The sequence below is a fragment of the Bacillus suaedaesalsae genome (assembly GCF_016890225.1).
Lineage (GTDB): Bacteria > Bacillota > Bacilli > Bacillales > SA4 > Bacillus_BS > Bacillus_BS suaedaesalsae.
The window spans coordinates 99,221-124,977 of the sequence record NZ_JAFELM010000019.1 but is presented as its reverse complement, the minus strand read 5'-3'; the positions used below and the strand labels follow the sequence as shown (position 1 = coordinate 124,977).

At 36.2% G+C, this 25,757-nt stretch carries 28 protein-coding genes and 2 pseudogenes; 14 read left to right on the top strand and 16 right to left on the bottom strand.

The genetic code is table 11. The features are described from left to right. Positions 1 to 117: 117 nt before the first annotated feature. A complete protein-coding gene (locus JR050_RS05955; RefSeq protein ID WP_204201818.1) occupies positions 118 to 1,236 on the top strand; it encodes an IS110 family RNA-guided transposase in 1,119 nt (372 codons plus the stop codon). A 724-nt stretch (positions 1,237 to 1,960) separates the two neighbouring features. Here JR050_RS05955 and JR050_RS05950 read toward each other — a convergent pair. Continuing rightward, positions 1,961 to 2,845 (bottom strand): peptidylprolyl isomerase, encoded by an 885-nt coding sequence (locus JR050_RS05950; protein WP_204202592.1) that lies wholly within the window; start codon positions 2,843 to 2,845, stop codon positions 1,961 to 1,963. 368 nt (positions 2,846 to 3,213) lie between these two features. Here JR050_RS05950 and JR050_RS05945 point away from each other — a divergent pair, with 368 nt between their 5' ends. The 3 genes and pseudogenes from JR050_RS05945 to JR050_RS05935 all read left to right on the top strand — a co-directional run bounded on the left by JR050_RS05945 (position 3,214) and on the right by JR050_RS05935 (position 3,633). After that, the gene (locus tag JR050_RS05945) at positions 3,214 to 3,303 is read left to right on the top strand and encodes a YjcZ family sporulation protein (RefSeq protein WP_149219668.1); all 90 of its coding nucleotides are present in this window, start codon (positions 3,214 to 3,216) and stop codon (positions 3,301 to 3,303) included. A 102-nt stretch (positions 3,304 to 3,405) separates the two neighbouring features. Next, positions 3,406 to 3,480 (top strand): annotated as a pseudogene (locus tag JR050_RS05940) (YjcZ family sporulation protein); the annotation flags it as partial. A gap of 69 nt (positions 3,481 to 3,549) precedes the next feature. Then, positions 3,550 to 3,633: a YjcZ family sporulation protein gene (locus JR050_RS05935; protein ID WP_149219830.1), complete on the top strand. Its 84-nt coding sequence runs from the start codon at positions 3,550 to 3,552 to the stop codon at positions 3,631 to 3,633. A gap of 106 nt (positions 3,634 to 3,739) precedes the next feature. Here the strand turns inward: JR050_RS05935 and JR050_RS05930 are convergent, their stop codons facing one another. Further along, complete coding sequence (locus tag JR050_RS05930; protein WP_204202591.1) at positions 3,740 to 3,919, bottom strand: hypothetical protein; 180 nt, start codon at positions 3,917 to 3,919, stop codon at positions 3,740 to 3,742. Between the two features lie 290 nt (positions 3,920 to 4,209). On the opposite strand from JR050_RS05930, the gene JR050_RS05925 reads away from it, so the two are divergent. Beyond that, on the top strand, positions 4,210 to 4,794 hold the full coding sequence (locus JR050_RS05925; RefSeq protein ID WP_204202590.1) for a DUF2140 family protein: 585 nt from the start codon (positions 4,210 to 4,212) through the stop codon (positions 4,792 to 4,794). A gap of 17 nt (positions 4,795 to 4,811) precedes the next feature. Here JR050_RS05925 and JR050_RS05920 read toward each other — a convergent pair whose 3' ends face one another. Next, positions 4,812 to 5,363 carry a DUF3267 domain-containing protein gene (locus JR050_RS05920; protein WP_204202589.1) on the bottom strand — a complete coding sequence of 184 codons (552 nt, stop codon included), beginning with the start codon at positions 5,361 to 5,363 and terminating at the stop codon, positions 4,812 to 4,814. 136 nt (positions 5,364 to 5,499) lie between these two features. Here JR050_RS05920 and JR050_RS05915 point away from each other — a divergent pair, with 136 nt between their 5' ends. Beyond that, entirely contained in the window at positions 5,500 to 5,850 is a 351-nt protein-coding gene (locus JR050_RS05915; protein WP_204202588.1) for a DUF1878 family protein, read from the top strand. On the opposite strand, the gene JR050_RS05910 is transcribed toward JR050_RS05915, so the two are convergent. Further along, positions 5,851 to 6,411, bottom strand: coding sequence for an HTH-type transcriptional regulator Hpr (locus JR050_RS05910; protein WP_204202587.1), 561 nt, complete (start codon positions 6,409 to 6,411; stop codon positions 5,851 to 5,853). Between the two features lie 115 nt (positions 6,412 to 6,526). Continuing rightward, on the bottom strand, positions 6,527 to 6,904 hold the full coding sequence (locus JR050_RS05905; protein WP_204202586.1) for a YtxH domain-containing protein: 378 nt from the start codon (positions 6,902 to 6,904) through the stop codon (positions 6,527 to 6,529). A 277-nt stretch (positions 6,905 to 7,181) separates the two neighbouring features. Between JR050_RS05905 and yhzF the strand changes: the two genes are divergently transcribed. Further along, positions 7,182 to 7,376 carry a membrane protein YhzF gene (gene yhzF, locus JR050_RS05900; protein WP_204202585.1) on the top strand — a complete coding sequence of 65 codons (195 nt, stop codon included), beginning with the start codon at positions 7,182 to 7,184 and terminating at the stop codon, positions 7,374 to 7,376. A gap of 131 nt (positions 7,377 to 7,507) precedes the next feature. Here the strand turns inward: yhzF and JR050_RS05895 are convergent, their stop codons facing one another. Further along, positions 7,508 to 8,023 carry a tryptophan transporter gene (locus JR050_RS05895; protein WP_204202584.1) on the bottom strand — a complete coding sequence of 172 codons (516 nt, stop codon included), beginning with the start codon at positions 8,021 to 8,023 and terminating at the stop codon, positions 7,508 to 7,510. Positions 8,024 to 8,193: 170 nt separating this feature from the next. Here JR050_RS05895 and JR050_RS05890 point away from each other — a divergent pair, with 170 nt between their 5' ends. Continuing rightward, the gene (locus tag JR050_RS05890; RefSeq protein ID WP_204202583.1) at positions 8,194 to 9,078 is read left to right on the top strand and encodes a hypothetical protein; all 885 of its coding nucleotides are present in this window, start codon (positions 8,194 to 8,196) and stop codon (positions 9,076 to 9,078) included. Between the two features lie 13 nt (positions 9,079 to 9,091). Here JR050_RS05890 and JR050_RS05885 read toward each other — a convergent pair whose 3' ends face one another. Further along, positions 9,092 to 9,514, bottom strand: a complete 423-nt coding sequence (locus JR050_RS05885) for an HIT family protein (protein ID WP_204202582.1) — start codon at positions 9,512 to 9,514, stop codon at positions 9,092 to 9,094. A 736-nt stretch (positions 9,515 to 10,250) separates the two neighbouring features. On the opposite strand from JR050_RS05885, the gene JR050_RS05880 reads away from it, so the two are divergent. Genes JR050_RS05880 through JR050_RS05870 form a run of 3 tightly spaced genes read left to right on the top strand, consistent with a single transcriptional unit; the run spans position 10,251 to position 12,912 of the window. Further along, positions 10,251 to 10,991, top strand: a complete 741-nt coding sequence (locus JR050_RS05880) for an ABC transporter ATP-binding protein (protein ID WP_204202581.1) — start codon at positions 10,251 to 10,253, stop codon at positions 10,989 to 10,991. After that, entirely contained in the window at positions 10,988 to 12,208 is a 1,221-nt protein-coding gene (locus tag JR050_RS05875) for an ABC transporter permease (protein ID WP_204202580.1), read from the top strand. Before JR050_RS05880 ends, JR050_RS05875 begins: the two co-directional genes overlap by 4 nt. A 2-nt stretch (positions 12,209 to 12,210) precedes the next feature. Continuing rightward, positions 12,211 to 12,912, top strand: coding sequence for an EcsC family protein (locus JR050_RS05870; protein WP_204202579.1), 702 nt, complete (start codon positions 12,211 to 12,213; stop codon positions 12,910 to 12,912). Positions 12,913 to 13,025: 113 nt separating this feature from the next. On the opposite strand, the gene JR050_RS05865 is transcribed toward JR050_RS05870, so the two are convergent. Beyond that, complete coding sequence (locus JR050_RS05865) at positions 13,026 to 13,325, bottom strand: hypothetical protein (RefSeq protein WP_239454120.1); 300 nt, start codon at positions 13,323 to 13,325, stop codon at positions 13,026 to 13,028. A gap of 172 nt (positions 13,326 to 13,497) precedes the next feature. Further along, positions 13,498 to 14,697 carry a M20 family metallopeptidase gene (locus JR050_RS05860; protein WP_204202578.1) on the bottom strand — a complete coding sequence of 400 codons (1,200 nt, stop codon included), beginning with the start codon at positions 14,695 to 14,697 and terminating at the stop codon, positions 13,498 to 13,500. 191 nt (positions 14,698 to 14,888) lie between these two features. Here JR050_RS05860 and JR050_RS05855 point away from each other — a divergent pair, with 191 nt between their 5' ends. Further along, positions 14,889 to 15,581 (top strand): phosphatase PAP2 family protein, encoded by a 693-nt coding sequence (locus JR050_RS05855; RefSeq protein ID WP_204202577.1) that lies wholly within the window; start codon positions 14,889 to 14,891, stop codon positions 15,579 to 15,581. Positions 15,582 to 15,690: 109 nt separating this feature from the next. Then, positions 15,691 to 16,728, top strand: a pseudogene (locus JR050_RS05850) (LLM class flavin-dependent oxidoreductase); the annotation flags it as partial. A gap of 71 nt (positions 16,729 to 16,799) precedes the next feature. Here JR050_RS05850 and JR050_RS05845 read toward each other — a convergent pair. From JR050_RS05845 to JR050_RS05830, 4 genes are all read right to left on the bottom strand, one after another. Beyond that, entirely contained in the window at positions 16,800 to 17,810 is a 1,011-nt protein-coding gene (locus JR050_RS05845; RefSeq protein ID WP_204202575.1) for a FecCD family ABC transporter permease, read from the bottom strand. After that, positions 17,807 to 18,808: a FecCD family ABC transporter permease gene (locus JR050_RS05840; RefSeq protein WP_204202574.1), complete on the bottom strand. Its 1,002-nt coding sequence runs from the start codon at positions 18,806 to 18,808 to the stop codon at positions 17,807 to 17,809. Before JR050_RS05840 ends, JR050_RS05845 begins: the two co-directional genes overlap by 4 nt. A gap of 233 nt (positions 18,809 to 19,041) precedes the next feature. Beyond that, positions 19,042 to 19,968, bottom strand: coding sequence for an iron-hydroxamate ABC transporter substrate-binding protein (locus JR050_RS05835; RefSeq protein WP_204202573.1), 927 nt, complete (start codon positions 19,966 to 19,968; stop codon positions 19,042 to 19,044). Then, the gene (locus JR050_RS05830; protein WP_204202572.1) at positions 19,922 to 20,764 is read right to left on the bottom strand and encodes an ABC transporter ATP-binding protein; all 843 of its coding nucleotides are present in this window, start codon (positions 20,762 to 20,764) and stop codon (positions 19,922 to 19,924) included. The genes JR050_RS05835 and JR050_RS05830 overlap by 47 nt, the downstream gene beginning before the upstream one ends. A gap of 166 nt (positions 20,765 to 20,930) precedes the next feature. Between JR050_RS05830 and JR050_RS05825 the strand changes: the two genes are divergently transcribed. Next, positions 20,931 to 21,977, top strand: coding sequence for an NAD(P)/FAD-dependent oxidoreductase (locus JR050_RS05825; RefSeq protein WP_204202571.1), 1,047 nt, complete (start codon positions 20,931 to 20,933; stop codon positions 21,975 to 21,977). A 318-nt stretch (positions 21,978 to 22,295) separates the two neighbouring features. Here the strand turns inward: JR050_RS05825 and JR050_RS05820 are convergent, their stop codons facing one another. The 3 genes from JR050_RS05820 to JR050_RS05810 form a co-directional block, all read right to left on the bottom strand. Then, positions 22,296 to 22,691, bottom strand: a complete 396-nt coding sequence (locus JR050_RS05820) for a hypothetical protein (RefSeq protein WP_204202570.1) — start codon at positions 22,689 to 22,691, stop codon at positions 22,296 to 22,298. Positions 22,692 to 23,423: 732 nt separating this feature from the next. After that, a complete protein-coding gene (locus tag JR050_RS05815) occupies positions 23,424 to 24,830 on the bottom strand; it encodes a hypothetical protein (RefSeq protein ID WP_204202569.1) in 1,407 nt (468 codons plus the stop codon). A 307-nt stretch (positions 24,831 to 25,137) separates the two neighbouring features. Continuing rightward, entirely contained in the window at positions 25,138 to 25,650 is a 513-nt protein-coding gene (locus JR050_RS05810) for an antibiotic biosynthesis monooxygenase family protein (RefSeq protein WP_204202568.1), read from the bottom strand. Positions 25,651 to 25,757 lie beyond the last annotated feature (107 nt).

Here is a 25,757-nt window from a genome sequence, read left to right as displayed (position 1 = left end):
GAGTTATCATGAACGAAACTAGCTCCTTACTCGTAACATCGTAGGTTAATTTGGTTAGAATGTTTACTGGTAAAAACAAACCAAATCAGAGCTACATTACGGAAGGAGCTAGTTATTATGAAGGATACCATAAAATATGTAGGTTTAGACGTATCAAAAGAAAAAATTGCAGTTGCGATCGCGGATGAGGGGCGAGAAGAGCCGAGATACTGGGGAGTAATTCCTCACACACCAGAAGCAGTTAGGAAATTAATAAATAAACTTGGAAACACCGAGACTCTTCGAGTCTGTTATGAAGCCGGTCCAACTGGATACCCACTATATAGATTATTACTTTCCCTAGGTGTTCATTGTGATGTGATAGCCCCATCTCTCATACCTAAAAGACCAGGTGAACGTATTAAGACAGATCGTAGAGACTCTATTCGACTGGCTCAGTTATATCGAGCAGGAGAATTAACTAACATCTATGTTCCAAACGAAGAGGATGAAGCTCTCCGTGATCTTGTAAGATGTCGTGAAGATGCAAAAGAAGATGAACTTAGGGCAAGGCACCGTTTGAGTAAATTTTTGCTTCGTAATAACATTAAGCCACCGTCAGGTGTGAACAAATGGACGGTCAAATATCGTAGATGGCTGGATGCATTAAAATTTGAAAGCTCCAAACTACGTGTGGTCTTTCAAGAATATTATCATCAATTGAAAGAGCTAGAACAACGAATTTTAAGACTAGAGGAAGAAATTAGAGTTCAGGCAACGGAGGGCGTACACGCCCCAACCATTCAAGCCTTACAATCACTAAGAGGTGTAGCTCTTATTACTGCGACTAGTCTTGTAGCGGAGATAGGTTCTTTCAAACGTTTCTCATCACCAACACAATTAATGGCCTATATTGGTTTAATACCAAGTGAATACTCAAGTGGTGAAAGAAGAATACAAGGGAGCATCACAAAAACAGGGAATCGTCATGTACGACGCTTATTAGTAGAAGCTGCATGGAGTTATCGTTATCAACCGTCAGTTAAAGGAGAATTGATGAGACGACAAAATGGACAGTCCCCCACTATTCAAGCGATATCCTGGAAAGCACAAAACCGACTTCATAAAAAGTATTACCGATTATTATCAAGAGGAAAAGAAAGTGGAAAAGCAATTACTGCAGTTGCCAGAGAATTAGCTGGTTTTATTTGGGCTATTACACAAGAGGTAGAAGAAGTAAAAAACGCTAGTTTTTGATCTTACAAGTTGTCATGTTACGGTGATATAGGTATTATTGATCCATTTTTTATGTATGGCTTTAATTTCACACGAATAATTTACGAAGAAAGATAGATGATTGAGAACAGGGCTCGAAGGCAAAGAAAAAAACCGGAAAGGAAAACCCACGTGGCCTCCTCTGTGCTATATCTAAATAGATTAACGCACGTGCCGAGTTAGTGGATTAGTCCTTTATACGGAAAGATAAAATGTGAAAACCCACGGATATCAGAGCGTAAACCGCAGTAGAGATTTTTGCCTTCGTGCCGTGTTCTTAACTTCTATTCAAGTCAAAAAAAGGAGAAAGGAACAGATTCCTTCTATAGCTTAATGGAGTCTCTCACTTCTTTGTATGACAGTCAAGGAGACCACTTGACAGACATACAAAGAAGTGAGAAGTGGTCAGTAAGCTAAAGAAGGAGCTATTCTAGCCAGAATGGCTTGCTAACTAACAAAATCAAGAAAAGAAGCCGTAAATAGCTTCTCTTCTTAGAGTTGGTCAAAAGACAATCCAAACCTGGTGAAGAGTGGGAGCCTTGACAGTTTCGTTCATATCAGGAGGCTCACCGCCCACCCCGCGGAAAGCGAGTGCCATGGAGCGGAAATCACTTAGTTAATAAGAAAAAGACTGTAGAAAACTCAAAAATTATACGAGTTTTTTTACAGTCTGAACGGACTTACGCAATGTAAGTCCCTTTTTATATTATTTCTTTTCTTCTGCTTCTACTTCTTTCGCTTCAAACATCTTTTCTAGATCTTTGTCTTTTACCTTTACTTTTGCCTCTTTTAGTTCCTCTAGAACCATTGGCTCAACTTGATTGAAGTCCACTTTGCTTCGCGCAAGCTCAAGTTTAATTTCTTCCTTCATTTCCTCTAAAGGTTTGAGTTCTTTTTTGTCAGTTAACTTAATGATATGGAAACCGTGAGTTGACTGAACAGGACCACTAATTTCTCCAACTTTAAGTCCATAAGCAGCTTCTTCAAATTCTGGAACCATTACGCCACTACCAAAGAAATCTAAATCTCCACCATTGTCTTTTGAACCAGGATCAGTTGAATATTTTTTAGCTAAATCTTCGAACTTTGCACCTTCATCGAGCTGCTTCTTCACTTCGTTAGCTGTTGCTTCATCCGCAACTAGGATATGTGAAGCTCTAATTTCAGGCTTAAGAGTACTATAGTGTTCTTCGATTTCTTTATCAGTTATCTTTATATCTTTTAGTGCCATTTTTTCTTGTAATAAGCCGATTTTCATCGTTTCTTTTAGTTGTTCTTCTGTTTTAAAACCACTTTGTTGAAGAACCATATCGAATTGATCACCATATTGGGTCTTTAAGTTGTCAACTTCTTTTTGAACTTCTTCGTCAGTTACTTCATACTTTTCGCTTAAAACAGTGCTATATACGAGTTCACGAAGAACTTGCTCACCATATCGATCCTTCATTGCTTCGTATAATTGCTCTTTCGTAATATCTCCAGCAGTTGATTCAACAATTACTTCTGAGTCAGCACTTTCTGCATCATTATTGCACCCTGTAAGAGCTAATACACCTGCAGAAATGGATAGGGCAAGTACTACTTTCTTCATAGTTAACACTCCTATTATGTAAAAAATTTGTAGATCCTTTTGAACGGTATATGTAATAAGATTAACCAACTTTTGGTGTTATCATGTCCAAAAAAGCTACATTCATTACTATACCATATATTTGAAATGAGGTAATACCAAAAACCATTGTATTCTCCGATATCCTTCAAATGGCACAAGACGGTTTGTAAAGAATGATTGCTAAATAACTAGGCTATTGCCTATTTATTTATAAAAATATAAAAAACCGGGACATTCGTTTAGTCAAATGGAGTTTGTCCTCTATACAATGTAGTAAGCCTAAAGGAAAGACGTTAGGCTGAAGATATTATAGAATGACGAAAATAAGTCAAAAGGAGGTAATTTGAATGAGTCACGAATACAAAGGTGGATTTGCATTAATTGTCGTGCTGTTCATTTTACTAATTATTGTTGGTTCTGCTTATGTAGGTTACTAATTAAAAATAAAAGCAAAAGGGAGATAGACGCCTATTCGTTTAAATGAATAGTTGCATAGTATAAGTTAGTTATTTGCTAAAGGAGGTGTTCATATGAGCCACGGATACAATTCTGGTTTCGCGTTAATTGTTGTGTTGTTTATTCTTTTAATTATTGTTGGTGCTGCTTGGTTGTAATGAGATAAGGATAGGTAGCTAGCAAACGAGCACCCTATCCCAAACTAAAAACAAGAGGAGGAAGGCTAAATGTCACACAGCTACGGTTCAGGTTTTGCGTTAATCGTTGTATTGTTCATTTTGTTAATTATCATCGGAGCTTCTTGGTTATAAGTAAAAAAATGCGGTGAATGTAAATTCACCGCATCTTTTTATATGTTCGAAATCAAGCTGATACTGATGCTTATATTCCAAACTCTTTTAGCCTTCATTATTTAAACTATGTAAATAAAACCTCTATGTATGAGGAAACAAGTAATATGGTGATTAAGATGTTGATTGTGCGAAAAACCTTTGGTTGTCGTTCTTCGGGAATCTCTTTCTGGATACATAATGCATTCGTCATGCGATTGATCATATACAGGATCATTAAAGCTAATGGAATATATAGTATAAACATGTTTGAGCCCCTCCTTGTTATAGTATAAGATAATTACAAGAACATGGAAATATGAAATTTTATAAGAATATTAGATATGTAAAGGACAATAAAAGGATATAATGCTTGATGATAGTAAATTTTCGGTCATTTAGAGATGGATTCCATTAGCGTGAAGAAGTCTTTTTGCTTAGAAAGAAATCAAATCAACCATTTTAAAACACATAGGAGAGACTACCAATTGCCATCGCCCGAAGGCTTGTGCTAGCAACTCTTTCTAAACTTTATGCAGAAAGTGGAGGGACATGACAGTGAATAACGATCGTAATTGGAAACAAGCATTTTTTATTTTGTTAGGATCTATTATCCTGTTAGTAGCTGTTATGTTTGGAGCATTCCTCTACTTGGTCTTAAGTCCACCAGAAAGTGAAAACCCCACCAAAGTAGAAGTTATAGAAAATCCATACTTTAGATTAGTCACGAATAAAGCAGGAATTAATAGCTGGATACATAAAGAGCTATCTAAACGAGAACAAAAAATCAAAAACATACACTATGATGTCATGGTGGATGATTACATTTATGTAAATGGGAAATTAATTGTTTTTAATCGTGAAATACCATTTCAAATGATCTTTGAACCAAGTGTGAATCAAGATAAGGGACTAACCTTAACGGAAAAAGAAGTAAGTCTAGGGATGCTCAATTTACCTGGTGAAATTGTATTAGGACTATTAGACGAACAATTTAATATGCCTGAGTGGGTCACCATTCATCCGAATCAACATGAAATTGTTGTGGATGTAAAAGAGATTGAACTTGAAAAAGGGATGCAACTGTCACTGGAAACATTTGACTTGTCAAAAGATAAGATTGAATTAAATTTAAAAAGATAGAAGCGCATTGCTTCTATCTAACTAACCTTTTCTGTATTCATAACCAAAATATCATAACCGCCTTTGTTTTCTTCAAGAAAGCATTTTCGAGGAGCCCTCATAAAATGATAGCTATACATAATGTCAGATACACATATTCCAAAATTAATTGCCGCTAGTATGGTGAAGTAATGAATATATTGCGGAAATAGTAAACTAAGTGATAGCAGCAATATTGATACAGAGAATAAGGGTGCTAACACTGTTAAAACAGCGACAGGTTTTGATAATAGCTCACAATATTTCACGGTTAAAAACGGAAAAAATCCTTTTTTCTTTACAGTCAGTTTTACTTTTTTACGAAATAACCATAATGATGTAAGATGAATAAGTTGATGACCAGGTATAAGTAATATCGCAATAATTACTACATAAATTAAACCGTTGTCTTCAAGCTGTTTAGATTCAAAGATCATGTTCCATACAAGGAATAAAAAAATAAACGCTAAAATGGATGTTAAAAATGAAAGAAAAAATAAACGATGGAATCCGTAATCTTTTGATAGATTAATGGTTTTCCAACAATTCATGCGATATTCACCTCAAAGCATGTAAGTTATAATTCACTTAGTTACTTTACTGTGTTTGGTAAAAAAGGTCAATACTTAAAATGTTGAATGTAAATATTCTTTTTTTCAGTTTTTTCAAACAGAAGGAGACGAAAGAATGGAATCAATTGAGCAACGATTAGAAAGGCTTGAGTATTATCAAAAGTTAATGATTGATTTAGTTGAGAAGGCTAAGTGGCCATTTCATCAATTAATTATGGTAAGACAGCTAACTGAACATGAAGTGAATGAGCTATTTCAGTTATGCGAAAATTTAACACATGAATATAAACAGCAAAAAGCGGAAGGCTTTATCAGCTTTTCTCCGCTTTTGCATATCTTTAAACAATATTTAAATCCGAAATTATCATGCTTAGAAGTTATTATTGCGATGGAACAAGAGCAACTATATCTTCCGCTTATGAATGCGCTGAAAAATGCGATGATGGATGAACCTAAGCGAATGTAATTATTCTACACGCTTGTAAAGTTTACCATCTACTTCGATAAATTCTCCATCGATATTTTCAATCGACTTTTCAAAGATCGTCATAAACTCTTCGCCATAAATGTTTCGAATAATGCTCATTAAATCAAGGAAGTCTGGAAATTTACCGTATAAGTCCTTGATTGGAAGCGATCCACCAAAAACTGAATAGGTGGATGGTTTATAGCTTTCCATTGAGTTAAGTAGAATTTGTTCACCTTTTTCTGTTAACTCAATGTATGTATTTCGTTTGTCATCTTCTTTTTTGGAGAATATAAGAAGATCCCGTTCTTCTAGTTTTTTAGAGAAGTTGAAGGCTGTTGAAACATGCATAACTCCAAACTTAGCAATCTCTGATATAGATGCACCATTCAAATGGTAGGCAATCCATAAAATATGGTGTTCATTAATATTTAAATCATAAGGTTTAATCCAGTGCTGCCAGTCTTTTTCAATGGATTTCCAAAGAGCTTTACTTAATTGTGCTACTCGTTGGCTATAAATAAGGGCCTCTTTCATAGAGTACTGTTCGTTATTTTTCATCTGTGTCACCTTCTTAAGGGTTTACTAATCTATTAATTCTATTATGCACATAATCTAGTGAATAATAAAGAATGAATTATGAAAATTCAGTAGAAAGACACTTGAAAACCATCAGTTATTCGGTAATCTGATGGCGGTTTGCAGTTACAGCCTCTTCTAATTGCTGTAATGTTTCTTCAATTTCCTTCATTTCACGTTGAATATTAAGTTGATGTGGCTCAATATCCTTTTTCCATTCGTTGATTGTTTTTTGCACATCTTCAGTAAATTCTCTTACAACTTGTGTGCCTTCCTTTGTGGATTTTTCAATTAAGGATAAGAAGTCTTTCGCTTCATGTTTTAAGTGGGCAAGTTTTTCAGATAAGTCACGACTGTTTTCCTTTATTGCAGATCGTAATTCTGAACCGGACTTTGGAGTAGACAGTAGCATCGTTAAACTTCCGATTACACTACCAACTACAACACCTAATACAAAAGAATTTCCTTTACTCAAAGTTGTTCACCTCTATATTATAATGATCTTTTACCTTACCAGCATTTATAGCAATTAAACTTTTTACCAATTTAGATAGTTCTTCTCTTAGTAGTGTTTAGAAGCATTGCTATATTTATACATATAGTCCCCCGAAATATTGCCGAGCGGTCATAAAATTAATTATTCGACAAGTTTGTGCAAATTCCTTTCTTTCTTTATGTCTTGATGTAATTTCATGAAATTTTCATAAAGCAAGCGTAATGTAGCATAGTTATGAAAATAGGGGGATGAATGGATGATGATAGGATTAGTGTTAATCTGTGGAATAGTTGGTATCATTTTTTATTTGAAGATGATTAAATTTTTATTTTCTTCAAAAGTAAATGCTGCATACCCTCCAGTTCGAGTGCTTCGTGAAAAAGCGAAGGCTATGGGAGTGATTGGAACTATTTTTATCGTATTTTCATTTATCTTGTATTTGTTTATTTAAGGCTCACTTCGTAACCATGCTTTGACGAATAGATTCCTTTAACTAGTATAACTTCGTGTTAGTAGACTGATTCGTGAAAAATCATACTATTAAAAAACCCCATTTCTAAGTGAAATGGGGTTAGGATTCCTTTATGTGGTTGTTACTAAGTTCGAGCGTTTTCCAATCGTTAAAACTATTGGGTATAGTACTGTTAATAAAATGGTATTAACAATGGCTGACGGAATAACAACAGCTACAAATAATGCCATAAAGCCAAAACCTTCTGGCAGGCCGAATAGAAACAATGCAGAACCTAAGAAAATGGTTCCTGAAACAAGTGTTCCAATAAACGTTAATGCACTCGTCGTAAACTTGGAAGAAAATCGTCTAACTACTAAATATGTGCCAAAAAATAAAAAAGCAGTAAACGGTTTATCAATAATGTTTGGAATTTGACCACTTGGAAACGTTGTGGTCAATGCTGAAATGAACCCTGTACTTAATCCTAACAGCAAAACATATTTTGCCTTTGGGAAAAGCAAAATTCCTAAAAACATCATCGTTAAGGTCATATCCGGCTTCATTCCAAAGGATGGAATGACAACATGCAATACAGCCCCGATTCCTACAAATAAAGATAGTGTTACTAAAACTCTTGTGTTCATACTAATCTCTCCTCTTCTAATCTGCTCTCTTTTTCCCCCAGTAGTGCACTATTGCCTACTGCGAAGATTGTTATCATTATATCAGTTCTTTCCAAGAGTGAAAAGGGTATAGGAAAAATTATCATTCCGCGTTACGATAATAAGAAATCATGAGTATGGGAGATGTTCGAATGTACCGCTCTAATAAGCCGATTCACCTTAGTCCTTACGATCATCCAGATATTTATCCAGGTCCAAGACCAGCAACTTCATTCGTATTTTATAAAGGAGTTGCTCACAAACTGGAGGAAGACCACACATCAATTGAAGAGTCGATGATTCATATATCGGAAACGAATCACATGTATGGATCACTTGTTACAGATAGTAGTGAGAAGCAATCTTTAAGGGATTTTTTAAGTAAAGTGAATGAAACACCAATAGAGGAACGTATTCCGGTTATCGCATATGGCTCAAACGTTTGTTTAGCGCAGCTGGTATATAAATCGAGTCTTAATAAAAATGTCTCAGATTTATATATATGTTTTCGAGCTACGATAAAAGATACTGATGTAATCTATGGTGCATTTCTTGCTCCATATGGCTCTCTTCCTGCTATTATTGGACCAGTGGACGGTGCGGAGGCAGAGGTATGGGTTACTTTATTAACACGTGAACAAGTGGAGTTAATGAATCGTACAGAAGGTGGATATAAACTAAGAGCTCATCATGGTGGGAAAGTATTAATGACAACTGAGGAGCAGCTACAAACAACGTATGCCTATTATTATCCCAAGGCACTATTCCTTGAAGGTCAATATTACAGATTCAATGACATACCGGGAAATTCACCACTAACTGCTGTATGGCAAGCAGATATGCTAAACACTTTACGAGAAATATGTGGGTATGAGGGAACAAGAGAAGAATTCATACACCTATTGAGATGGGATTCTTCTTTCCGTCATTCGGTTAAATACAAACTAGACGATCACTCCAAAATATTTAATCACCCTGACTGGGAAGAATCTCAATCACTCCTGTCCATTAGAGAGATTAGACAAAATAAAAAATGACTTGGTGGCCAAGTCATTCAATACTTGAAGAGATAGTTGTTGCAATTTCCTTCAATTGTTCTGAAGTATAGTCGTTAGCATGTGATTTCCACACAGCACCGAATCCATCACCTTTTCCGTACCTTGGAATGATATGTAGGTGGAAATGGAATACAGATTGTCCTGCATGTTCTCCATTATTGTTAAGTAAATTTAGTCCGACTGGAGAAAATTCCTTTTTAATCGAGTTAGAAATCTTAGGGACAACCTTGAAAATCTCTTGTGCAATCTCTGGTGTCAACTCAAAAACATTTTCCTTATGTGTTTTTGGTATGACAAGTGTATGTCCTTTAGATACTTGGCTAATGTCTAAAAATGCTAGTACGTGCTCATTTTCATACACTTTTGCACATGGAATTTCACCTTGAATGATTTTACAAAAAATACAATCGCTCAACACTATTCATCCTTTCTCTTTATGCATATATTTCCATTGTAATGGACGAAATGCTACTTTTACAATTGTAACCTTTACATGAGAAGATTAAACAAAAGGGCTCTTTTCGTAAAAATTGGATATACTCTTGCATATGTATAGGCAAGATGTTTATTGCTGAGACAAAAAACAAAAACAGGATACAGCGTAAAGCTGCATCCTGCTCGGTTGAAGAGGAGTAAGAAACTGAAATTAATGGTGGTTATTTTTCGTAGACACCTCATTCGCTTTTTAATGTAAACCAAACATTTATAAAAATGCTATCATGGTCTACCGTAAACACCTCATTTAACATGAATTGTTTAACCAATTATAAAGCTATACCGAAGTTATCTTTGATAAACACCTCATTTATTTAATGGTAATACCTATTCACGAGATACTAGATCTGTTCCCAAGCTTACCATCCCCTCAATGTATATCATGAAGGCTATGAGTTAAATCGATCAAATCCTGCGACAAACACCTCATTTGCAATTTTTTCAAATCTTCACAAGGTCTTAACAGGAACGATTGACTCTTTCTTATCTCCTCTTCAAATATTATGATGTCCATCTGAGGGTGAAATATTTATCGGTTATGAAAATTTTTTTAAAGAGTATTTTTACCTTTATGGGAAAATTTTGTTAAGATGAAAGTGTACAAGTTCTGCTGTTACCTGAATATATATAAACAACGAATGTGAAGGATGGGGATTATGAGACCGTTATTAGATATACAAAATTTAACAGGTGGATATACGAAGCAATCCGTTTTACATGATTTATCTTTTTCCGTTAATGCTGGCGAACTTGTCGGTTTAATTGGATTAAATGGAGCGGGGAAAAGTACAACAATTAAGCATATTATCGGAATCATGGATCAAAAAGAAGGTTCGATTTCAATTAATGGAACAACATTACGTGAAAATAAAGAACAATATAAATCACAATTTTCATTTATACCAGAAACACCAATCCTATATGAGGAATTGACGTTAGAAGAGCATTTGCGTTTGACTGCTATGGCATATTCCTTAACGGATAAGGAGTATGAAGAAAGAATTAACTTTTTACTTAACGAATTTCATATGGAAAAGCGGCTAAAATGGTATCCTGCACACTTTTCAAAAGGTATGAAGCAAAAGGTCATGATCATGTGCGCATTTTTAGTTCAGCCGAATTTGTATATCATTGATGAACCGTTTGTTGGGTTAGATCCACTTGGAATCCAATCGTTATTACAGCTATTACAAACTAAAAAGCAAGAGGGAGCAGGCATCTTAATGTCTACTCATATCTTGTCAACTGCAGAAAGATATTGTGATTCGTTCGTTATCCTGCATGAAGGGAAAGTGCGTGCAAAAGGGACATTGTCAGATCTTCAGTCACAGTTCCAAATGCCTGGTAGTACGTTAGATGACATTTATATTGCGTTAACGAAGGAAGTAAAGGCATGAAAATAAAGGACATATGGAATAAACGATTTTCAGAATTTATAAAGGAAATGAGTCGCTATATTCGTTATATGTTCAACGATCATTTAATGATTGTTCTACTAATTGCACTGAGTGCAGGTGCTTTATATTACAAACAGTGGCTCTCTCAGCTTCCAGATGGATTCCCATTTGAATGGATTATGGGGATTTTCTTAGGATTAATTCTAACAATGTCATCTGTCCGAACGTTTCTTAAAGAACCTGATTTAGTTTTTTTACTTCCAGTGGAACACAAGATGGGTGCGTTTTTTCAAAGAGGGTTTAATTATAGTTTTATTGTACATGGAATCATGATATTCATCGCCTTTTTACCATTCATCCCAATGTATGAGCGTTTTACAGCAAGGGAAGGAACTGATTATTTAGTTTTGGTTCTCATTCTATTGCTAGTTAAGGGATGGAATTTGTTGCTTTCTCAAAAAATGTTTTATTTTATCGAGGACTCAGCAAGAATAGTGGACAAGGTTATTCGATTGGTGTTTAATGTATCATTTTTAGTTCTACTGTTTGGAGATGCTCCATTTTCATACCTTCTTATATTAATAATTATTTCAATACTTTGGCTTGGTGCTTTTTATTACATCACAAAAAATAAGCATATGTTGAAGTGGGAAGTATTAATAAAGGAAGAAGTAAAGTTAAGCAATCGTTTTTATCGAATTGCAAACTTATTTATAGATGTTCCACATTTGAGAAATGAAGTAAAACCGAGAAGATGGCTAAACTTCCTGACAAGTTCTATTCCATTCCAAAAAGAGAAGGTATTTATATTTCTATATACTAAAACTTTTATAAGATCTGGAGAATATCTTGGTTTATATGTTCGACTCATCTTTATTGCTGGGTTTTTAGTTATTGGAGTGGAATTTCCCTATGCAGGTCTAGTCATTATTCCGTTTTTCATTTATTTATCTGGCTTGCAGCTTATGGCTCTTTATAAAGAGCATGATCAGAAGCTTTGGATCAACTTGTATCCTGTTTCTGACGACCAGCGTTTGAAGGCATTTTTAAGTTTGTTATTGAAATTAATGATAGTGAAAGGCATGATTTTATCCGCTTTACTCATTTTGAATGACGGTATTTTGATGGGACTATATGGACTTGTTATATCAATTCTATTTAGTTTTGTTTTCGTTGAATCATATTTAAAGAAAAGGCTTATAAAAAGGGAACAATAAAGATGAATTATGAGATGGAAAAGTGGCAAGAAGCGTTAGCGTGGAAGAGAAAGTTAATAAGAAAGCCGAGTATGTTTGCTCGAATGTCAAAAAGCACACAAACGAAGGTGCAAAAGCTTATTCCGCAAAAGGCTCATGAGGTAATCACGCAGAGCATCAAGCAAATGGTAGAACTTACAATGACAAGCTCTGAGTATTTACCGAAATCGAATTATCATGATGAACGATCATTTCAAGAAAAGGAATTACTCATTCAAGAAAAGCTAAAATCATATAAAAAGATGGCTGCCCTAGAAGGAGCTGGAACTGGGGCTGGAGGTTTAATCCTTGGAATAGCAGATTTCCCACTGTTGCTCGCAATAAAAATGAAGTTCTTATTTGAAATCGGTGCTATCCATGGCTTAGATACAAAATCTAAGGAAGAACGGGTATTTTTACTAACGATTTTTCAATTAGCTTTTTCAAGTGAAGCCGAACGTGAGAATATCCTAGGAAGAATTGAAGGCTGGCAGGAGCGTGAAAACGTGAGCATTGACTGGCAAAAGTGGCAGCAGGATTATCGGGATCATATTGATTTAGTCAAAATGCTTCAGCTTGTTCCCGGAATCGGTGCAGTTGTAGGGGCTTATGCCAATTATCACCTCCTAGATCTATTAGGAGAGACAGCCATTCAATGCTTTCGGTTACGATTATTAAATCAATAAAATCCAAATACCTATCAATGTAGGGGCTACTTTGATAGGTATTTAAATTAGGGAATGGTAATTACAAGGTGTACGATATTAAGATTGAAGCCCAAAAAAAGTTGGCAAATGAATTAACGATAAAACATTTCATTTACTTCCCAAGATTCTACAACCTGTCTTGCAACTTGAGCATTGTACCCTTGCCCCATTAAGTAACTAATTGCTGCCACTTCTCTCATAGCATGTGGTAGTGAAGTCGTTTGGGCTTCATTTAGACCATATTGTACAACAGGTTCTACTGCTGACAAGGTAAACTGCTTTAACTGGTGGTTTTGATTCATAGGATATTGTTGCTGAGACTGATAAGTGCTTGGCATTTGACCATATTGATAAGGATTCATCGATCTTTGATACACATAGTGATTCAACAAAATTCATCTCCTTTTATTTCAAAATACACCATATCCTATGCTTATATGAAAATAATGGTAAATAAATAAACTATTTACAATTTTTTAAAGAATGATGTTGACTACTTTAATCAATGAACGTGATGCCTCAAACAAAAAAAGCACCGCTATTACGGTGCATAGAGTTCATTTATTATTTCACACTTTCTAAAGCAGCATGTTCTTGCTGGTAAGCAAATGCAACACGTGTTAAAGCTTTTGCTGCGACTAGCATTGCGTTTTCATCGAAGTCGAATCTAGGATGATGATGAGGGTATGGCTTAGTTACATGATCTGCTTTGGCCCCAGTGAAGAAGAATGTTCCCTTTACATGTTGAAGGTAATAGGCAAAATCTTCCCCGCCCATCTGTGGCTCAGTTTCTTCAATAGATGTAACTCCTGGAATTTCCTTTGCGATTTTAACAAGCAGCTCTGTTTCGTCTTTATGATTTACGACAGCTGGATACCCACGGTCATAAAGATATTCATATTCTGCGTCTGCCGTTATACAAGTTCCCTTTAATACTTTTTCAATTTCGTTTTCAATTTGATCTCGAACATTCTCATTGAACGTACGTACAGTACCGATTAGTTTTGCAGAGTCTGCAATAACGTTGAATGCATTCTTCGCTTCAAAGTTTCCGACAGAAATAACAGCTGAATCAATTGGATTTACTCGGCGACTCACGATTTGTTGGAGATTCATAATAAACTGGGAAGCAATGACGACAGAATCTTTTGTTTTATGTGGCTGTGCCCCGTGTCCACCTGATCCTTTGATTGTCACTTCGAAGCGGTCTGCAGCTGCCATAACTGGACCTGTTCGATATTGAATTGAACCAGTAGGCTCAGTAGCCCATAAATGTGTACCAAATATCACATCAACCCCATCTAAACAGCCGTCCTTAATCATCGAGGCTGCTCCACCAGGCGCATATTCTTCCGCATGCTGATGAATAAGTACAAAATTTCCGTTTAATTCATTTTTTAGTTCATGAAGCACTTCACCTAACACGAGAAGTGTTGCAGTATGGCCGTCATGTCCACAAGCATGCATGACACCAGGCACCTTGGATTTATAAGGTACATCTTTTTCATCATCAATCGGTAAGGCATCAAAGTCGGCTCGGAGTGCAACAGTTGGACCCGGTTTGCTTCCTTTAATCGTAGCTACGACTCCATTACCTCCAACTTCAGTTCTAACTTCAACTCCTAAATTCTTATAAAAATTTGCAATATATCTTGCTGTTTGTACTTCTTGAAACGATAATTCAGGATGCATATGCAGGTGACGTCTAATCTCCACCATCTTAGGGTATCTCTCTTCAAGTGCCGTATAAATTTGATCCAGCATAAGTAGCCTCCTTATACAATCTGAATTTTTAGAAATCTATGTTGATTATAGCACGTTTAAGTAAAAATGAGGTCATCATCGAAAAATATATGGGAAGTTAGCTTAAGGAGTTTAGTAATATCATATAAAACAATAGGCAAATCTATTTTAGTTAGATACTATTAAATAAGTAGAAATAAAGGAGGACCTATATGCAGATACAACCTAAAACAACAACTGCTACTAGAAATAAGTTATTTGTCATGCCATTCATTGCGTTAGGTACGTTGATACTCTTTTTAGTATTAGCCTATTTAATGCAAACTGAGAAGAGCCTCGCATTTGATGTAAAGGTCAGTAGCTTAGCTGAACACTATATTACTGGAGGAATGTATGAATTTATCTCTTTTTTTACTAATTTAGGTTCTAAGCCAGTTGTTATTGGGATTGCTATTTTTACACTTATCCTCATGTGGTGGAAAACAAGAGATTACATAGGTCTTTTGACAGTAGTGGGTGTATTAATTGGAAGCGATCAGCTATATAAGGTGTTAAAGGATGTGTACGAAAGAGAACGACCAATTCTCGAACCTTCTATTGATGCGATTGGTTATAGCTTTCCAAGCGGACATGCTACAGTTTCAATGGCTTTCTATGGAATTATCATTTATTTTGTCTGGAAGTATATGAAACAATCAACCTCTAAAACGGTTGCTTTATATGTTTTAGGAATGTATATATTCATTATGGGAATGAGTAGAGTATTGTTACGAGCACATTATATTTCAGATGTAATAGCGGGTTTTGCAATCGCGTTTACATATGTAACAATATGGATCTTTCTATATACGGTTGTAACAAACATTATCTCATCAATAAGAAGTCAAAAGAATATACCGATGTAATGGCACCGATAATTTTTGGGTGCTTTTTTTAGTAGAATCACATAATTGGATTTTCCGTACATCAATTTAGTAAGATAAAGAAAATTAGTTCATCTAAGGAGGAGAAGGTTTGGAAATAGGGATTAGTACCTTTGTTGAAACAACACCAGATGTACATACTGGAAAGGTTGTTAGCCATGCCCAGCGTATTCGCGAAGTGGTAGAGGAAATTATATTAGCCGATCAAGTTGGGTTAAATGTATTCGGTGTCGGTGAGCATCATCGCGTGGATTTTGCTGCTTCTTCACCAGCGGTTATTTTAGCAGCGGCAGCACCTCAAACAAAGCATATTCGCTTAACAAGTGCAGTAACGGTATTATCATCTGCAGATCCGGTTAGGGTCTATCAAGATTTTGCAACTTTAGATGGAATTTCCAATGGACGTGCTGAAATAATGGCAGGAAGAGGCTCTTTCATTGAATCATTTCCGTTGTTTGGCTATGATTTAAAAGATTATGATGAATTGTTTGAAGAAAAGTTAGATTTATTATTAAAAATTACACAGTCAGAAAAAGTATCATGGAAAGGAAAATTCCGTCCAGAAATCAAAGAGAGAGGAATTTATCCAAGACCAGTTCAAGAGCCGTTACCCGTTTGGATCGGGAGTGGTGGAAACTCTGAATCTGTAGTACGTGCTGGATTACTTGGGCTTCCATTAGTGTTAGCAATAATAGGTGGACGTCCAACTCAATTTGCACCACTCGTTCAGCTATATAAAAATGCAGCCGCACACGCTGGACATGATTCAGAAAAGCTGCCTGTAGCGTCACATTCACACGGATTTATTGCTGAAACAACCACACTTGCAGCAGATAAATTTTTCCCATCTACTCAGCAAGTAATGAATAAGTTAGGGAAGGAAAGAGGCTGGGGTCATTACGATCGAGCTAGTTTTGATGCAGCACGAAGCTTTGAAGGTGCCTTATATGTAGGTGATTCACGTGTTGTCGCAGAAAAAATTATTCACCTTCGTAAAAATGTTGGCGTCACACGATTCATGCTACACGTACCAGTAGGTTCCATGCCTCATGAAGATGTAATGAAAACAATAGAATTGTTAGGAAAAGAAGTAGCTCCAATTGTCCGTGAAGAAGTGGAAAAGTGGGAAAAGGCTGGAGAGGACAAAAATTTACATAAAAGCGAATGTACCTTATATGGACATTCGCTTTTATGTTTAAATTATCCCTTTTTCAATAAAAGGAAAATAAAGTAAGGTGCACCTATTAACGCAGTCATAATTCCAGCTGCAATTCCTTCCGGCTCGACCAAATTTCTTCCAATTGTATCCGCGAATAATAACAACCATCCACCTATGAGGGTAGCAATCGGTAGGAATAGCTGGTTTCTAGGTCCAACTAATGTCTTCGCAATATGAGGTGCCATCAGTCCAACAAATGCAATTCCACCAGTTACGGATACAGCAGCAGCAGCTAAAGCAACAGCTGTTAATAATAATATAAATCTGTCTTTATTAATGGATATCCCAACCCCAATAGCAGTTGGTTCACTTAAGTTTAAGATGTTCAATTTATTTGCATTATATAGTGTAAATGGGATTAATAAAAGTAGCCAAGGCAATAGTGCAAGGATAAACGGCCAATCTGTTCCCCATATATTTCCGGCTAACCACTTCGAAATAAAGTCCACTTTTTCACGTTCTGAAGATGAAATGAGTACGACCATTGCTCCTGAAAGTGCCATTGAAAATCCAACACCAATTAAGATTAAACGAATTGGTTGAAGGCCGAAGCCTTTCTTATTAGAAAACAAAAATATAAAACATGCAGTGAGAAGTGCTCCAACAAAGCCTACAGCGGGCAATGCATAAACAAAGGACCCTACATCGATCGGGAAGTACAAGAAGAAAGCTGCAATGGCTACTCCTGTACCTGCGTTGATTCCAATGATACCTGGGTCTGCCAAATCATTTCTAGTGATTCCTTGTAATATGGCACCGGATATGGCAAGGGCCATTCCAGCTAAAAGAGTGATGATAATTCTTGGTAAACGCACAGTAAATATAACGAACTCTTCCTTAAAAGTACCTTCTCCGAGTAAAGTAGGTATGATTCTGTCATAAGATACTGACGAATATCCTAGCCCCATACTGATGACAGTAGTCAATAGTATTAATACAAAGAGACTGAATAATAATAATCGCTGTTTCTTAACTATATTTGGATGGATCATGATAGCACTTTCCCTCCTTTATGAACAATGAATAGGAAGAAGGGCAATCCGATAATTGCAACAATAGCAGGTACAGGGGTTTCGAAAGGTGCATTCAAGTTACGACCTAATGTATCTGCAAAAACCATAAATATAGCCCCTATAACCGCAGACATAGGAAGAACAAATCTATAATCCGTTCCAACGATGGCACGTACAATATGTGGTATCATTAGCCCAATGAAGGCCAAGTTTCCAACTAGAGCAACAGAAGCTCCAGCCAACATGATGACAATAACGAATAAGGCAAATTTGATTTTAGTAATGTTTTGACCTAAACTAATTGCAACTTCTTCATCTAAGCTCAAAATCGTCAGTTGCCTTGAAAGAACAAAGGAGATGATAATCCCAGTAATGACAAAAGGAGCAATGACTTGTAATTGACTCCACGTTGTTCCAATAATACCTCCAGCACTCCACATGGAAACATCCTTCGAGATTTTAAAGTAAAGACCAATCCCATCTGCAATGGCATACAAAAATGCTGAAACAGCAGCTCCAGCTAAGACAATTCGTAAAGGAGAAAAGCCTCCTTTTTTTGCTGAGCCAATACCGATGACAATAATAGTACCAATTCCCGCACCTATAAAACAAGCAATCATAATGGCAAAATAATTGGCTGAAGGTATTAGAGCTATCGTAAGAGCGAGTGCAGCATTTGCTCCTGCTGTTAAACCTAAAATACTAGGATCTGCCAAAGGATTTCTCGTAATCCCTTGCATGATCGCTCCAGCTACTGATAAACCGGCACCGACAAGTACAGCTGCGACTATTCTAGGAAGTCTTATCTCTCTTAACATAACAATCGTATCTGTTTTTACTGTAGTCGTAAGTGCAAGCCATACTTCTTTTACATCAGTATCCGCTGCACCAAATACTAATGATACAAAGAAAACAATAAACAACATAACTAAACTAAGAATTAACTTTAAACTAAATGATACGTGGTTAAATGGCATAATTTTATCTTTCCCTTTTAAAATGATGGCTGTTTATCGTAAAGATTGTTGTTATTCGAATAAGTCAAGAAACACGTATAGATTAAGGTTTTGGGGAATCTTTTCACAAGGAAATGAATATTTCCAATGTATTGACCTATTAAGGATACAAATTAATAATAGCAACAAACATAACGAAAAGAACCTAAATAATAAGAGGAATTCTTAGTAAATAAGAACTCCTCTTTATAAAATTAGTTCCCAAGAAATGAATCTCTGAAGAACTCAAGTTGATATTCTAGTGTAATCGGATCGTTAAAGTAGAATTCTTTTGAATTTGCAACGAACACTTGGTTTTTTTTTACAGCTGGAATGTTTTTATAAGTTTCAGATTCCATGAATGATGTTTCTGTTTCTTCAGCTTTACTTACGATCAAGTAGTCACCTGCGAATTCAGGAAGTACTTCTAAGGATAATGTGTAATATCCAGGCTCTAAAGCTGTTTCTTTTACCTTTTCAGGCATGTTTAGCTTCATTTCTTGATATAAAATTTCAGTCCCACGAGCCCAGTTATCACCGAATACATAAAGCTCTTTGTTAAAGTTTTCGATAACAGACACTGTAGCATCTTCACCGATCTTAGCTTTTATTTCTTCACCAGATTCTTGAGCACGTTTCTTAAAATCATCGATCCAGCTTTGAGCTTCTTTTTCCTTGTTTAAAAGCTTCGCAATTTCTAAATGCTGAGTTAAATAATCTAGTTTTCCATAAGTAAATGTGACAACTGGAGCAAGTTCCTCAAGTTTATCTACATTTTTCAATGTTGAAAGACCAATAATTAAATCTGGCTCAAGTTCAATGATTTTCTCTAAGTTTTCATCAGTTACTTCCTCAACGCCTTCAAGCTCGTAACGAGGATTCATTTTTGACCATGCATCAACACCCACAAGTGGAACATCTAATGACAGTACATTACCAGCATATGTTGAAAGAACAACTACACGCTTAGGGTTAGCAGGAACTTCAACTGGACCATTTTCTGATTGATATGTAATCGTGCCAGTAGTTTCTACTGTTTCGTTTTCGACTTTTGTATCTGTTGCTTCTTCTTTATTATTACCACAAGCTGTAAGACTAAGTAGTAACAAAAGTAGTAGTAGGGGCATTATTAATTTTTTCATTTTCTTGATCTCCTTTTAGTAGATTATATGTTACACACATTGGCTTGTTTGTTGTTGGGTCCTTGCCAATGATAGCATCAATTTGAAAGACTTCCTTAAGTACATCATTTGTAATGACTTCCTCCGGACAACCTGCTTTTACAATTTGTCCGTATTTCATTGCAATAATGTAATCTGCAAAACGAGCAGCTTGATTTAGGTCATGAAGTACCATGATGATTGTTCTCTCTTGCTCTGCATTTAATTTTTTTAATAACTCTAATATCTCTAATTGATGTGCCATGTCCAGGTATGTGGTTGGTTCATCAAGAAATATCATAGGTGTTTCTTGCGCTAGTGCCATAGCAATCCAAACACGTTGCCTTTGACCACCAGAAAGTGCATCAATTGGATGATGTTTAAAGAAGGCTGTTCCAGTAACATCTAAAGCCCAATTAATCGCATCAAGGTCTTTACTTGTTAACCTACCAAACCCCTTTTGATAAGGAAAACGTCCATAGGATACTAGTTCACCAACCGTTAAGCCATTTGCACTTTCTTGGCTTTGTGGGAGGATGGCCATTTTTTTAGCAAGTTCTTTTGTACTGTGCTTTGAGATATTTACTCCATCTAAGATTATAGAGCCAGATTGCTGTGAAATAATTCGAGTCATGGCTTTTAATAGAGTTGATTTTCCACAACCATTAGAGCCAATAATCGTTGTAATTTTTTTTTCTGGTATTTCAATCGTTAAATTCTTTACAATTAGACGATCTCCATAGCTGATGTTTAAATCTTCTGTAATAAGGCGCACCATATTTTTTTATAGCCTCCAAATGGAAAATATAACCGATATTGAAAATCATTATCAGTTACTGTACAATGTAACTATAATTGTAATTGATAATCATTGTCAATGGTTTATTTAGTATTGTTAGTCTGTGTAAATATGTTTAATACTATTACTTTTTGAGGTGAAGGCGATGACGGATAAAGAAATCTTCGATGTAACAATAATTGGTGGGGGTCCAGCGGGACTTTATTCTGCTTTTTATAGTGGACTAAGAGAATTGAAAACAAAAATTATTGAATTTCAGCCTCAATTAGGTGGAAAGATTCACATATATCCTGAAAAGATGATATGGGATGTTGGAGGACAAACACCGATTTCGGGTGCAGATCTTATTAAACAGCTTACTCAACAAGGACTAACGTTTAATCCAACAGTTGTTCTAAATGAAAGAGTGACAAGTATTTCAAAGGATGATGAAGGCTTATTTTGGTTACGAACAGCAGCGGGGCAGGAGCACTTCTCAAAAACAATTATAGTTGCGGTAGGCAGTGGAATATTGAAGCCTCAAAAATTACATATTGAAGGGGCGGAGCGATTTGAAGTATCGAATCTTCACTACACAGTTAAGTCACTAAAGTACTTTAAAGACCGAACAGTTATTATTTCTGGTGGTGGAAATACGGCAATTGACTGGGCGAATGAATTAGTTCCAATCGCTAAAGAAGTTTATGTTACACATCGTAAACCGACTTTTTCAGGTCACGAAGCACAAATAACTCAATTACTAAATAGCTCCGCACGGTGTATGCTTAACACAACAATTACAAAGCTGATTGCAGGTAGTAATCATGAGACGATCGACCAAGTAGAAATCACGAATCAACAAACAGGTGAAATACAATATATAAATGTAGATGATGTAGTAATTAACCATGGCTTTGAACAAGACTCCACGCTTTTAAACAATAGTATGATAGACATCAACCTTATGGACGGATTTTATATCGAGGGTAATTCATTTAGTGAGTCATCTGTAAAAGGACTGTATGCGGCTGGAGATATCATTAAGTATGATGGGAAATTAAACTTAATTGCCGGCACATTCCAAGATGCAGCAAATGCAGTTAATAAGGCGAAACAGTTCATTGAACCAGGAGCTAATGAAGTTGCGATGGTGTCTTCTCATAATGAAGTGTTTAAACAAAGAAACCGTGAATTAATTAAGAAGATGATATGAGAGTTAAGAAATAAGACAGTCACTTTAAATGTGTTTTTTCCTATTTATTAATCTTTCTGTTAAACTAGGTGATTTCCGCTCGATGGCATTCGCTATCCGGGGGGGCGCTGTGCCTCTTCGCCGTTTACCGCCTGGCATGAGTCTCAACTAATACTTAGAAATTCAAATTGTCACCTGTCCCACTGTTCCTGTAGAAGTTTGAAACTGCACAAAAAACCAAAAAGGCAATTCGAATGATTCCATTCGAATTGCCTTTTTGTCGAACACTTGTAACATGAGGCATGTGTAATTGAAAAGCATTTTGTTTAGAGTCGATGATTATTGTAGTCTCGTAATAACAAGGTGTGCTGAAACTGGCTCATTTCCTCCAGCGAGAGGAGTAATTGTAAGTGCTGTAGCATTATCAGCAGGATTTCGGACAGTGAGTATGGTATTGATTTCGGTAGTTTGAACAAGAGCCATTCCTACGATTTGAGATGTACCGGTTGCACGTCCGACAACCGTATAAGGTTGTTCAATGCCATTGAGAGTTAAAACAAGTTGTCCTGCTTCGGTGACACTCACTTGAAACAATACCTGGTACACTCCAATTTCTGCTAATTCGAAAGCATCGGGACCAGTACGGGATATCAAACCATTGTCACTAATAGGTCCATCCTGCGGAAAATCTACATCTGTACCGGGAGCAACTGTTGCAGAATTATTAGGTGGCATTAATGCATAAAAATCTGCAAAGGCTGATACTCCTCCCGCTGGCCCTTGTGGACCAGTTTCTCCTTGAGGTCCAACAGGTCCCTGAGGTCCGATAGGCCCTTGATCGCCAGTTTCTCCTTTTGGTCCCCTAGGTCCAGGAGAACAAATACATTTACTTTTTTTACAACATTTACATGGTCAAATTCCCATAGAATAACCTTCCTTTCTATTGGTCTTTTACAGATTATGATTGTATTTACTTCTCTCCTTGTATTAATAACTAAATTATGAAGAAGAATGATTCGATGGGTTTAAATAAACTAAGTGGAGTTGAATTTAACAATGGAAGAGGAAGCAAGTGGAATAGGATAAGGGACTTACGCTAACTTCGATTTATCATACGGAAATCATTGAACAAGAATGGATTGAAAAGGTTCAAACTGGACATTAGTCTGAAATCAAAACAGCGAAAAGAGCTTGTATGGTTAGTGAACTTGAGCTTCTTGAAAAACATTAGTGTGAAACTATGCTACAGACAAAGATTTATGATTGAGGAATAATGTCACTAGATTAATATCGCCAGGACTGCGTTAAGTTGCAGATCTCTGTTCATCTTCATTTTATATTCCATTCCACTGGATACTGTTAGAAGTTATTGTTGTTCTGCTTGAATTAATAGGTGCCTTAGTTGAAAAAAGAACGTGTTCTACAAAAAACGAATGAACCTAAAACGGTCCATTCGCTGTATTATTGTTATATCAAAAACATCGCCACAATCGTTGTCACAACTAATCCAATCGTAACTGGTAGTAAATTTCGTCTAGCAAGCTCAAACGGATCAACTCCACAGATAGCTGCAGCAGGGATAAGAGCCCACGGTACTAATGTTCCGCCACCAACCCAAATACCTGCAATTTGGCCAAGCGCTGTTAGAGTTGCTGCTCCGGCACCGATAGCTGTAGAGAAAAGTTGAGCGATAGATCCAGCTAATGAAATACCAGAAAAACCGGATCCATCTAAACCAGTGATAGCACCAACACCTGTTAATGTAATAGCACCAACTTGTGCATTTAGCGGAACGACAGATGCCAACCCAACACCAAGATCGTTTACTATTCCTTGTGAAGTAGCAGGGAGGTGTTCGCCTATAATTTTAATAAATGCTCCATCACCTAAATAGAAGAAGGCTGCAATCGGAATAACGGCACCAAAAACTTTGAAACCAAATTGGAATCCTTCAATTAAATAATTTGTTGTTTTTTCGAGACCTTTATTTTTATGGGCTAAGAGAGCAATAACAATTAAAATGAAAATCGAAGTTCCTCCAATTAGAGCTGTTGCATCGCCACCTTGAAGCTTAAATACGACCATTGCAACTAAATCTAATATAAATAATATGGGGATTAAAAGTGAAATAAATCTTTTGGCCCCTAATGAAAGTAAACTTCTATCGATTTCCTCTTCCTGAATAAATTCATTGTTGGCCACAGTAACCCCAGTATTTGCTGTAAGCTTTCCGTTTTTCATATCGCGTTTAATTAAATAAAAGGCTGTAACGGTTGTAACAACACCCATGACAATTACTAATGGAATACTTGCGCTCACAACCTCGCTTACTCTAAGTCCAGCAGCATCTGCTGTTAGTTTTGGCGCAGCTTGGATGACAAAGTCACCGGATAGTGCAATTCCATGTCCGAATAAGTTCATGGCCATAGCGACAGCAAGCGCTGGCAATCCAACTCGAACTGCTACTGGCAATAAAACAGCTCCAAGAAGGGCAACTGCTGGTGATGGCCAGAAGAAAAAAGAAATTACCATCATGAGTATACCTATCGTCCAGTAAGCTAAAGTCGGATTACGAATAAGCTTTGTGAAAGGGGAGATCATGACATCGTTGATACCTGTTTTTGTCAAAGCTTTACTCATTGCCACGATTATTGAGATGACTAAGATGGTTGCTAACAACTCTGTAATGGCAAAAATAAAACTATTAAAAATACCACTAACAGATTCAGTAAGTGATCCTGTTGCAGTAAAAGCTAATATAAAAATTCCGATGATACAGACCAACGTTGTATCCCTTCTCATTACCATAAAACCAATAATTAGAGCGATGAACACAACATAGATCCAATGGAGTGCGGTTAATTCTACGATCATATTTTTCCCTCCATCTATATATTCATCTGCTTCATAGGTAAATCGTCTATAAGAGATGTAATACAGAATATGATGGAGTTGAATTCGTGTGAAAGAATTTGAGAGGAAAATGTGCTGTGAATTGTGGGGAAATGACAAAATGACAGTTAATAAATGATTTTATTGAAGGAATATAGTGTGAGATGTAAAAAAATACTTGTTTTTACATATTTCCTCGGAAATATTCGAGTCAATTTTGCAGCATTCGTGAAGATTACATATTAAATAGTCAAGGCATGTAAATTGTTAGCATGCCTCGACAAGAAATTTATGCATTTTCATTGAAAATATTATATTTTGTTACATATGAAGGTCGTAAGAAGATAGATTTTTTGTCTATGCCTTCAGATGTACCTCGGTTTTTATGCGCTTCGTTATAAGCATTTGAACTTTGCCAGTTCAGAAAGTCACTTTCATTATCCCATAATGTTAAAATGACATAAGTATCATGCTTAATTGGTCTGAGTACTCGGATCGCACAAAAACCAGGTTCATTTTCTATAAGCCTTGCGCGGTTTTTGAAACGATATTCAAAGATAGAACGCCCTTCTTCACTAACAGGAATATTGTTGAAGACAGCAAACCCTGATCCACTTAAATTACCGGTTCCGTCAATGACTTCATATCCAGTCCCTTCATTGAATATACTTGAAGACTCTGTTTCATGAAGTAACAGTGCTTGGTCGTCATCTCCTAACATTAGGAGCATCGTTTCGTTTAGATGATTTGATTTCAGATTAGATAAATACTCAATTGTGCCGAATGTTCTGTAAATGTTCATTTTTACACCTCCTCTTTCAAGTATAGCCAAGCAATATATGAAAAGAAAATTTAAACTGTATTGGAAAATCATACATAACAAATATCAATTTTTCCGATACTAACAGG

What these genes read in the sequence shown, in the direction of transcription:
- JR050_RS05955 (WP_204201818.1), top strand. Translation starts at nt 118, where the DNA reads ATGAAGGATACCATAAAATATGTAGGTTTAGACGTATCAAAAGAAAAA.
- JR050_RS05950 (WP_204202592.1), bottom strand. Translation starts at nt 2,845, where the DNA reads ATGAAGAAAGTAGTACTTGCCCTATCCATTTCTGCAGGTGTATTAGCT.
- JR050_RS05945 (WP_149219668.1), top strand. Translation starts at nt 3,214, where the DNA reads ATGAGTCACGAATACAAAGGTGGATTTGCATTAATTGTCGTGCTGTTC.
- JR050_RS05935 (WP_149219830.1), top strand. Translation starts at nt 3,550, where the DNA reads ATGTCACACAGCTACGGTTCAGGTTTTGCGTTAATCGTTGTATTGTTC.
- JR050_RS05930 (WP_204202591.1), bottom strand. Translation starts at nt 3,919, where the DNA reads ATGTTTATACTATATATTCCATTAGCTTTAATGATCCTGTATATGATC.
- JR050_RS05920 (WP_204202589.1), bottom strand. Translation starts at nt 5,363, where the DNA reads ATGAATTGTTGGAAAACCATTAATCTATCAAAAGATTACGGATTCCAT.
- JR050_RS05915 (WP_204202588.1), top strand. Translation starts at nt 5,500, where the DNA reads ATGGAATCAATTGAGCAACGATTAGAAAGGCTTGAGTATTATCAAAAG.
- JR050_RS05910 (WP_204202587.1), bottom strand. Translation starts at nt 6,411, where the DNA reads ATGAAAAATAACGAACAGTACTCTATGAAAGAGGCCCTTATTTATAGC.
- yhzF (WP_204202585.1), top strand. Translation starts at nt 7,182, where the DNA reads ATGATGATAGGATTAGTGTTAATCTGTGGAATAGTTGGTATCATTTTT.
- JR050_RS05895 (WP_204202584.1), bottom strand. Translation starts at nt 8,023, where the DNA reads ATGAACACAAGAGTTTTAGTAACACTATCTTTATTTGTAGGAATCGGG.
- JR050_RS05890 (WP_204202583.1), top strand. Translation starts at nt 8,194, where the DNA reads ATGTACCGCTCTAATAAGCCGATTCACCTTAGTCCTTACGATCATCCA.
- JR050_RS05880 (WP_204202581.1), top strand. Translation starts at nt 10,251, where the DNA reads ATGAGACCGTTATTAGATATACAAAATTTAACAGGTGGATATACGAAG.
- JR050_RS05875 (WP_204202580.1), top strand. Translation starts at nt 10,988, where the DNA reads ATGAAAATAAAGGACATATGGAATAAACGATTTTCAGAATTTATAAAG.
- JR050_RS05870 (WP_204202579.1), top strand. Translation starts at nt 12,211, where the DNA reads ATGAATTATGAGATGGAAAAGTGGCAAGAAGCGTTAGCGTGGAAGAGA.
- JR050_RS05860 (WP_204202578.1), bottom strand. Translation starts at nt 14,697, where the DNA reads ATGCTGGATCAAATTTATACGGCACTTGAAGAGAGATACCCTAAGATG.
- JR050_RS05855 (WP_204202577.1), top strand. Translation starts at nt 14,889, where the DNA reads ATGCAGATACAACCTAAAACAACAACTGCTACTAGAAATAAGTTATTT.
- JR050_RS05845 (WP_204202575.1), bottom strand. Translation starts at nt 17,810, where the DNA reads ATGATCCATCCAAATATAGTTAAGAAACAGCGATTATTATTATTCAGT.
- JR050_RS05840 (WP_204202574.1), bottom strand. Translation starts at nt 18,808, where the DNA reads ATGCCATTTAACCACGTATCATTTAGTTTAAAGTTAATTCTTAGTTTA.
- JR050_RS05835 (WP_204202573.1), bottom strand. Translation starts at nt 19,968, where the DNA reads ATGAAAAAATTAATAATGCCCCTACTACTACTTTTGTTACTACTTAGT.
- JR050_RS05830 (WP_204202572.1), bottom strand. Translation starts at nt 20,764, where the DNA reads ATGGTGCGCCTTATTACAGAAGATTTAAACATCAGCTATGGAGATCGT.
- JR050_RS05825 (WP_204202571.1), top strand. Translation starts at nt 20,931, where the DNA reads ATGACGGATAAAGAAATCTTCGATGTAACAATAATTGGTGGGGGTCCA.
- JR050_RS05820 (WP_204202570.1), bottom strand. Translation starts at nt 22,691, where the DNA reads ATGCCACCTAATAATTCTGCAACAGTTGCTCCCGGTACAGATGTAGAT.
- JR050_RS05815 (WP_204202569.1), bottom strand. Translation starts at nt 24,830, where the DNA reads ATGATCGTAGAATTAACCGCACTCCATTGGATCTATGTTGTGTTCATC.
- JR050_RS05810 (WP_204202568.1), bottom strand. Translation starts at nt 25,650, where the DNA reads ATGAACATTTACAGAACATTCGGCACAATTGAGTATTTATCTAATCTG.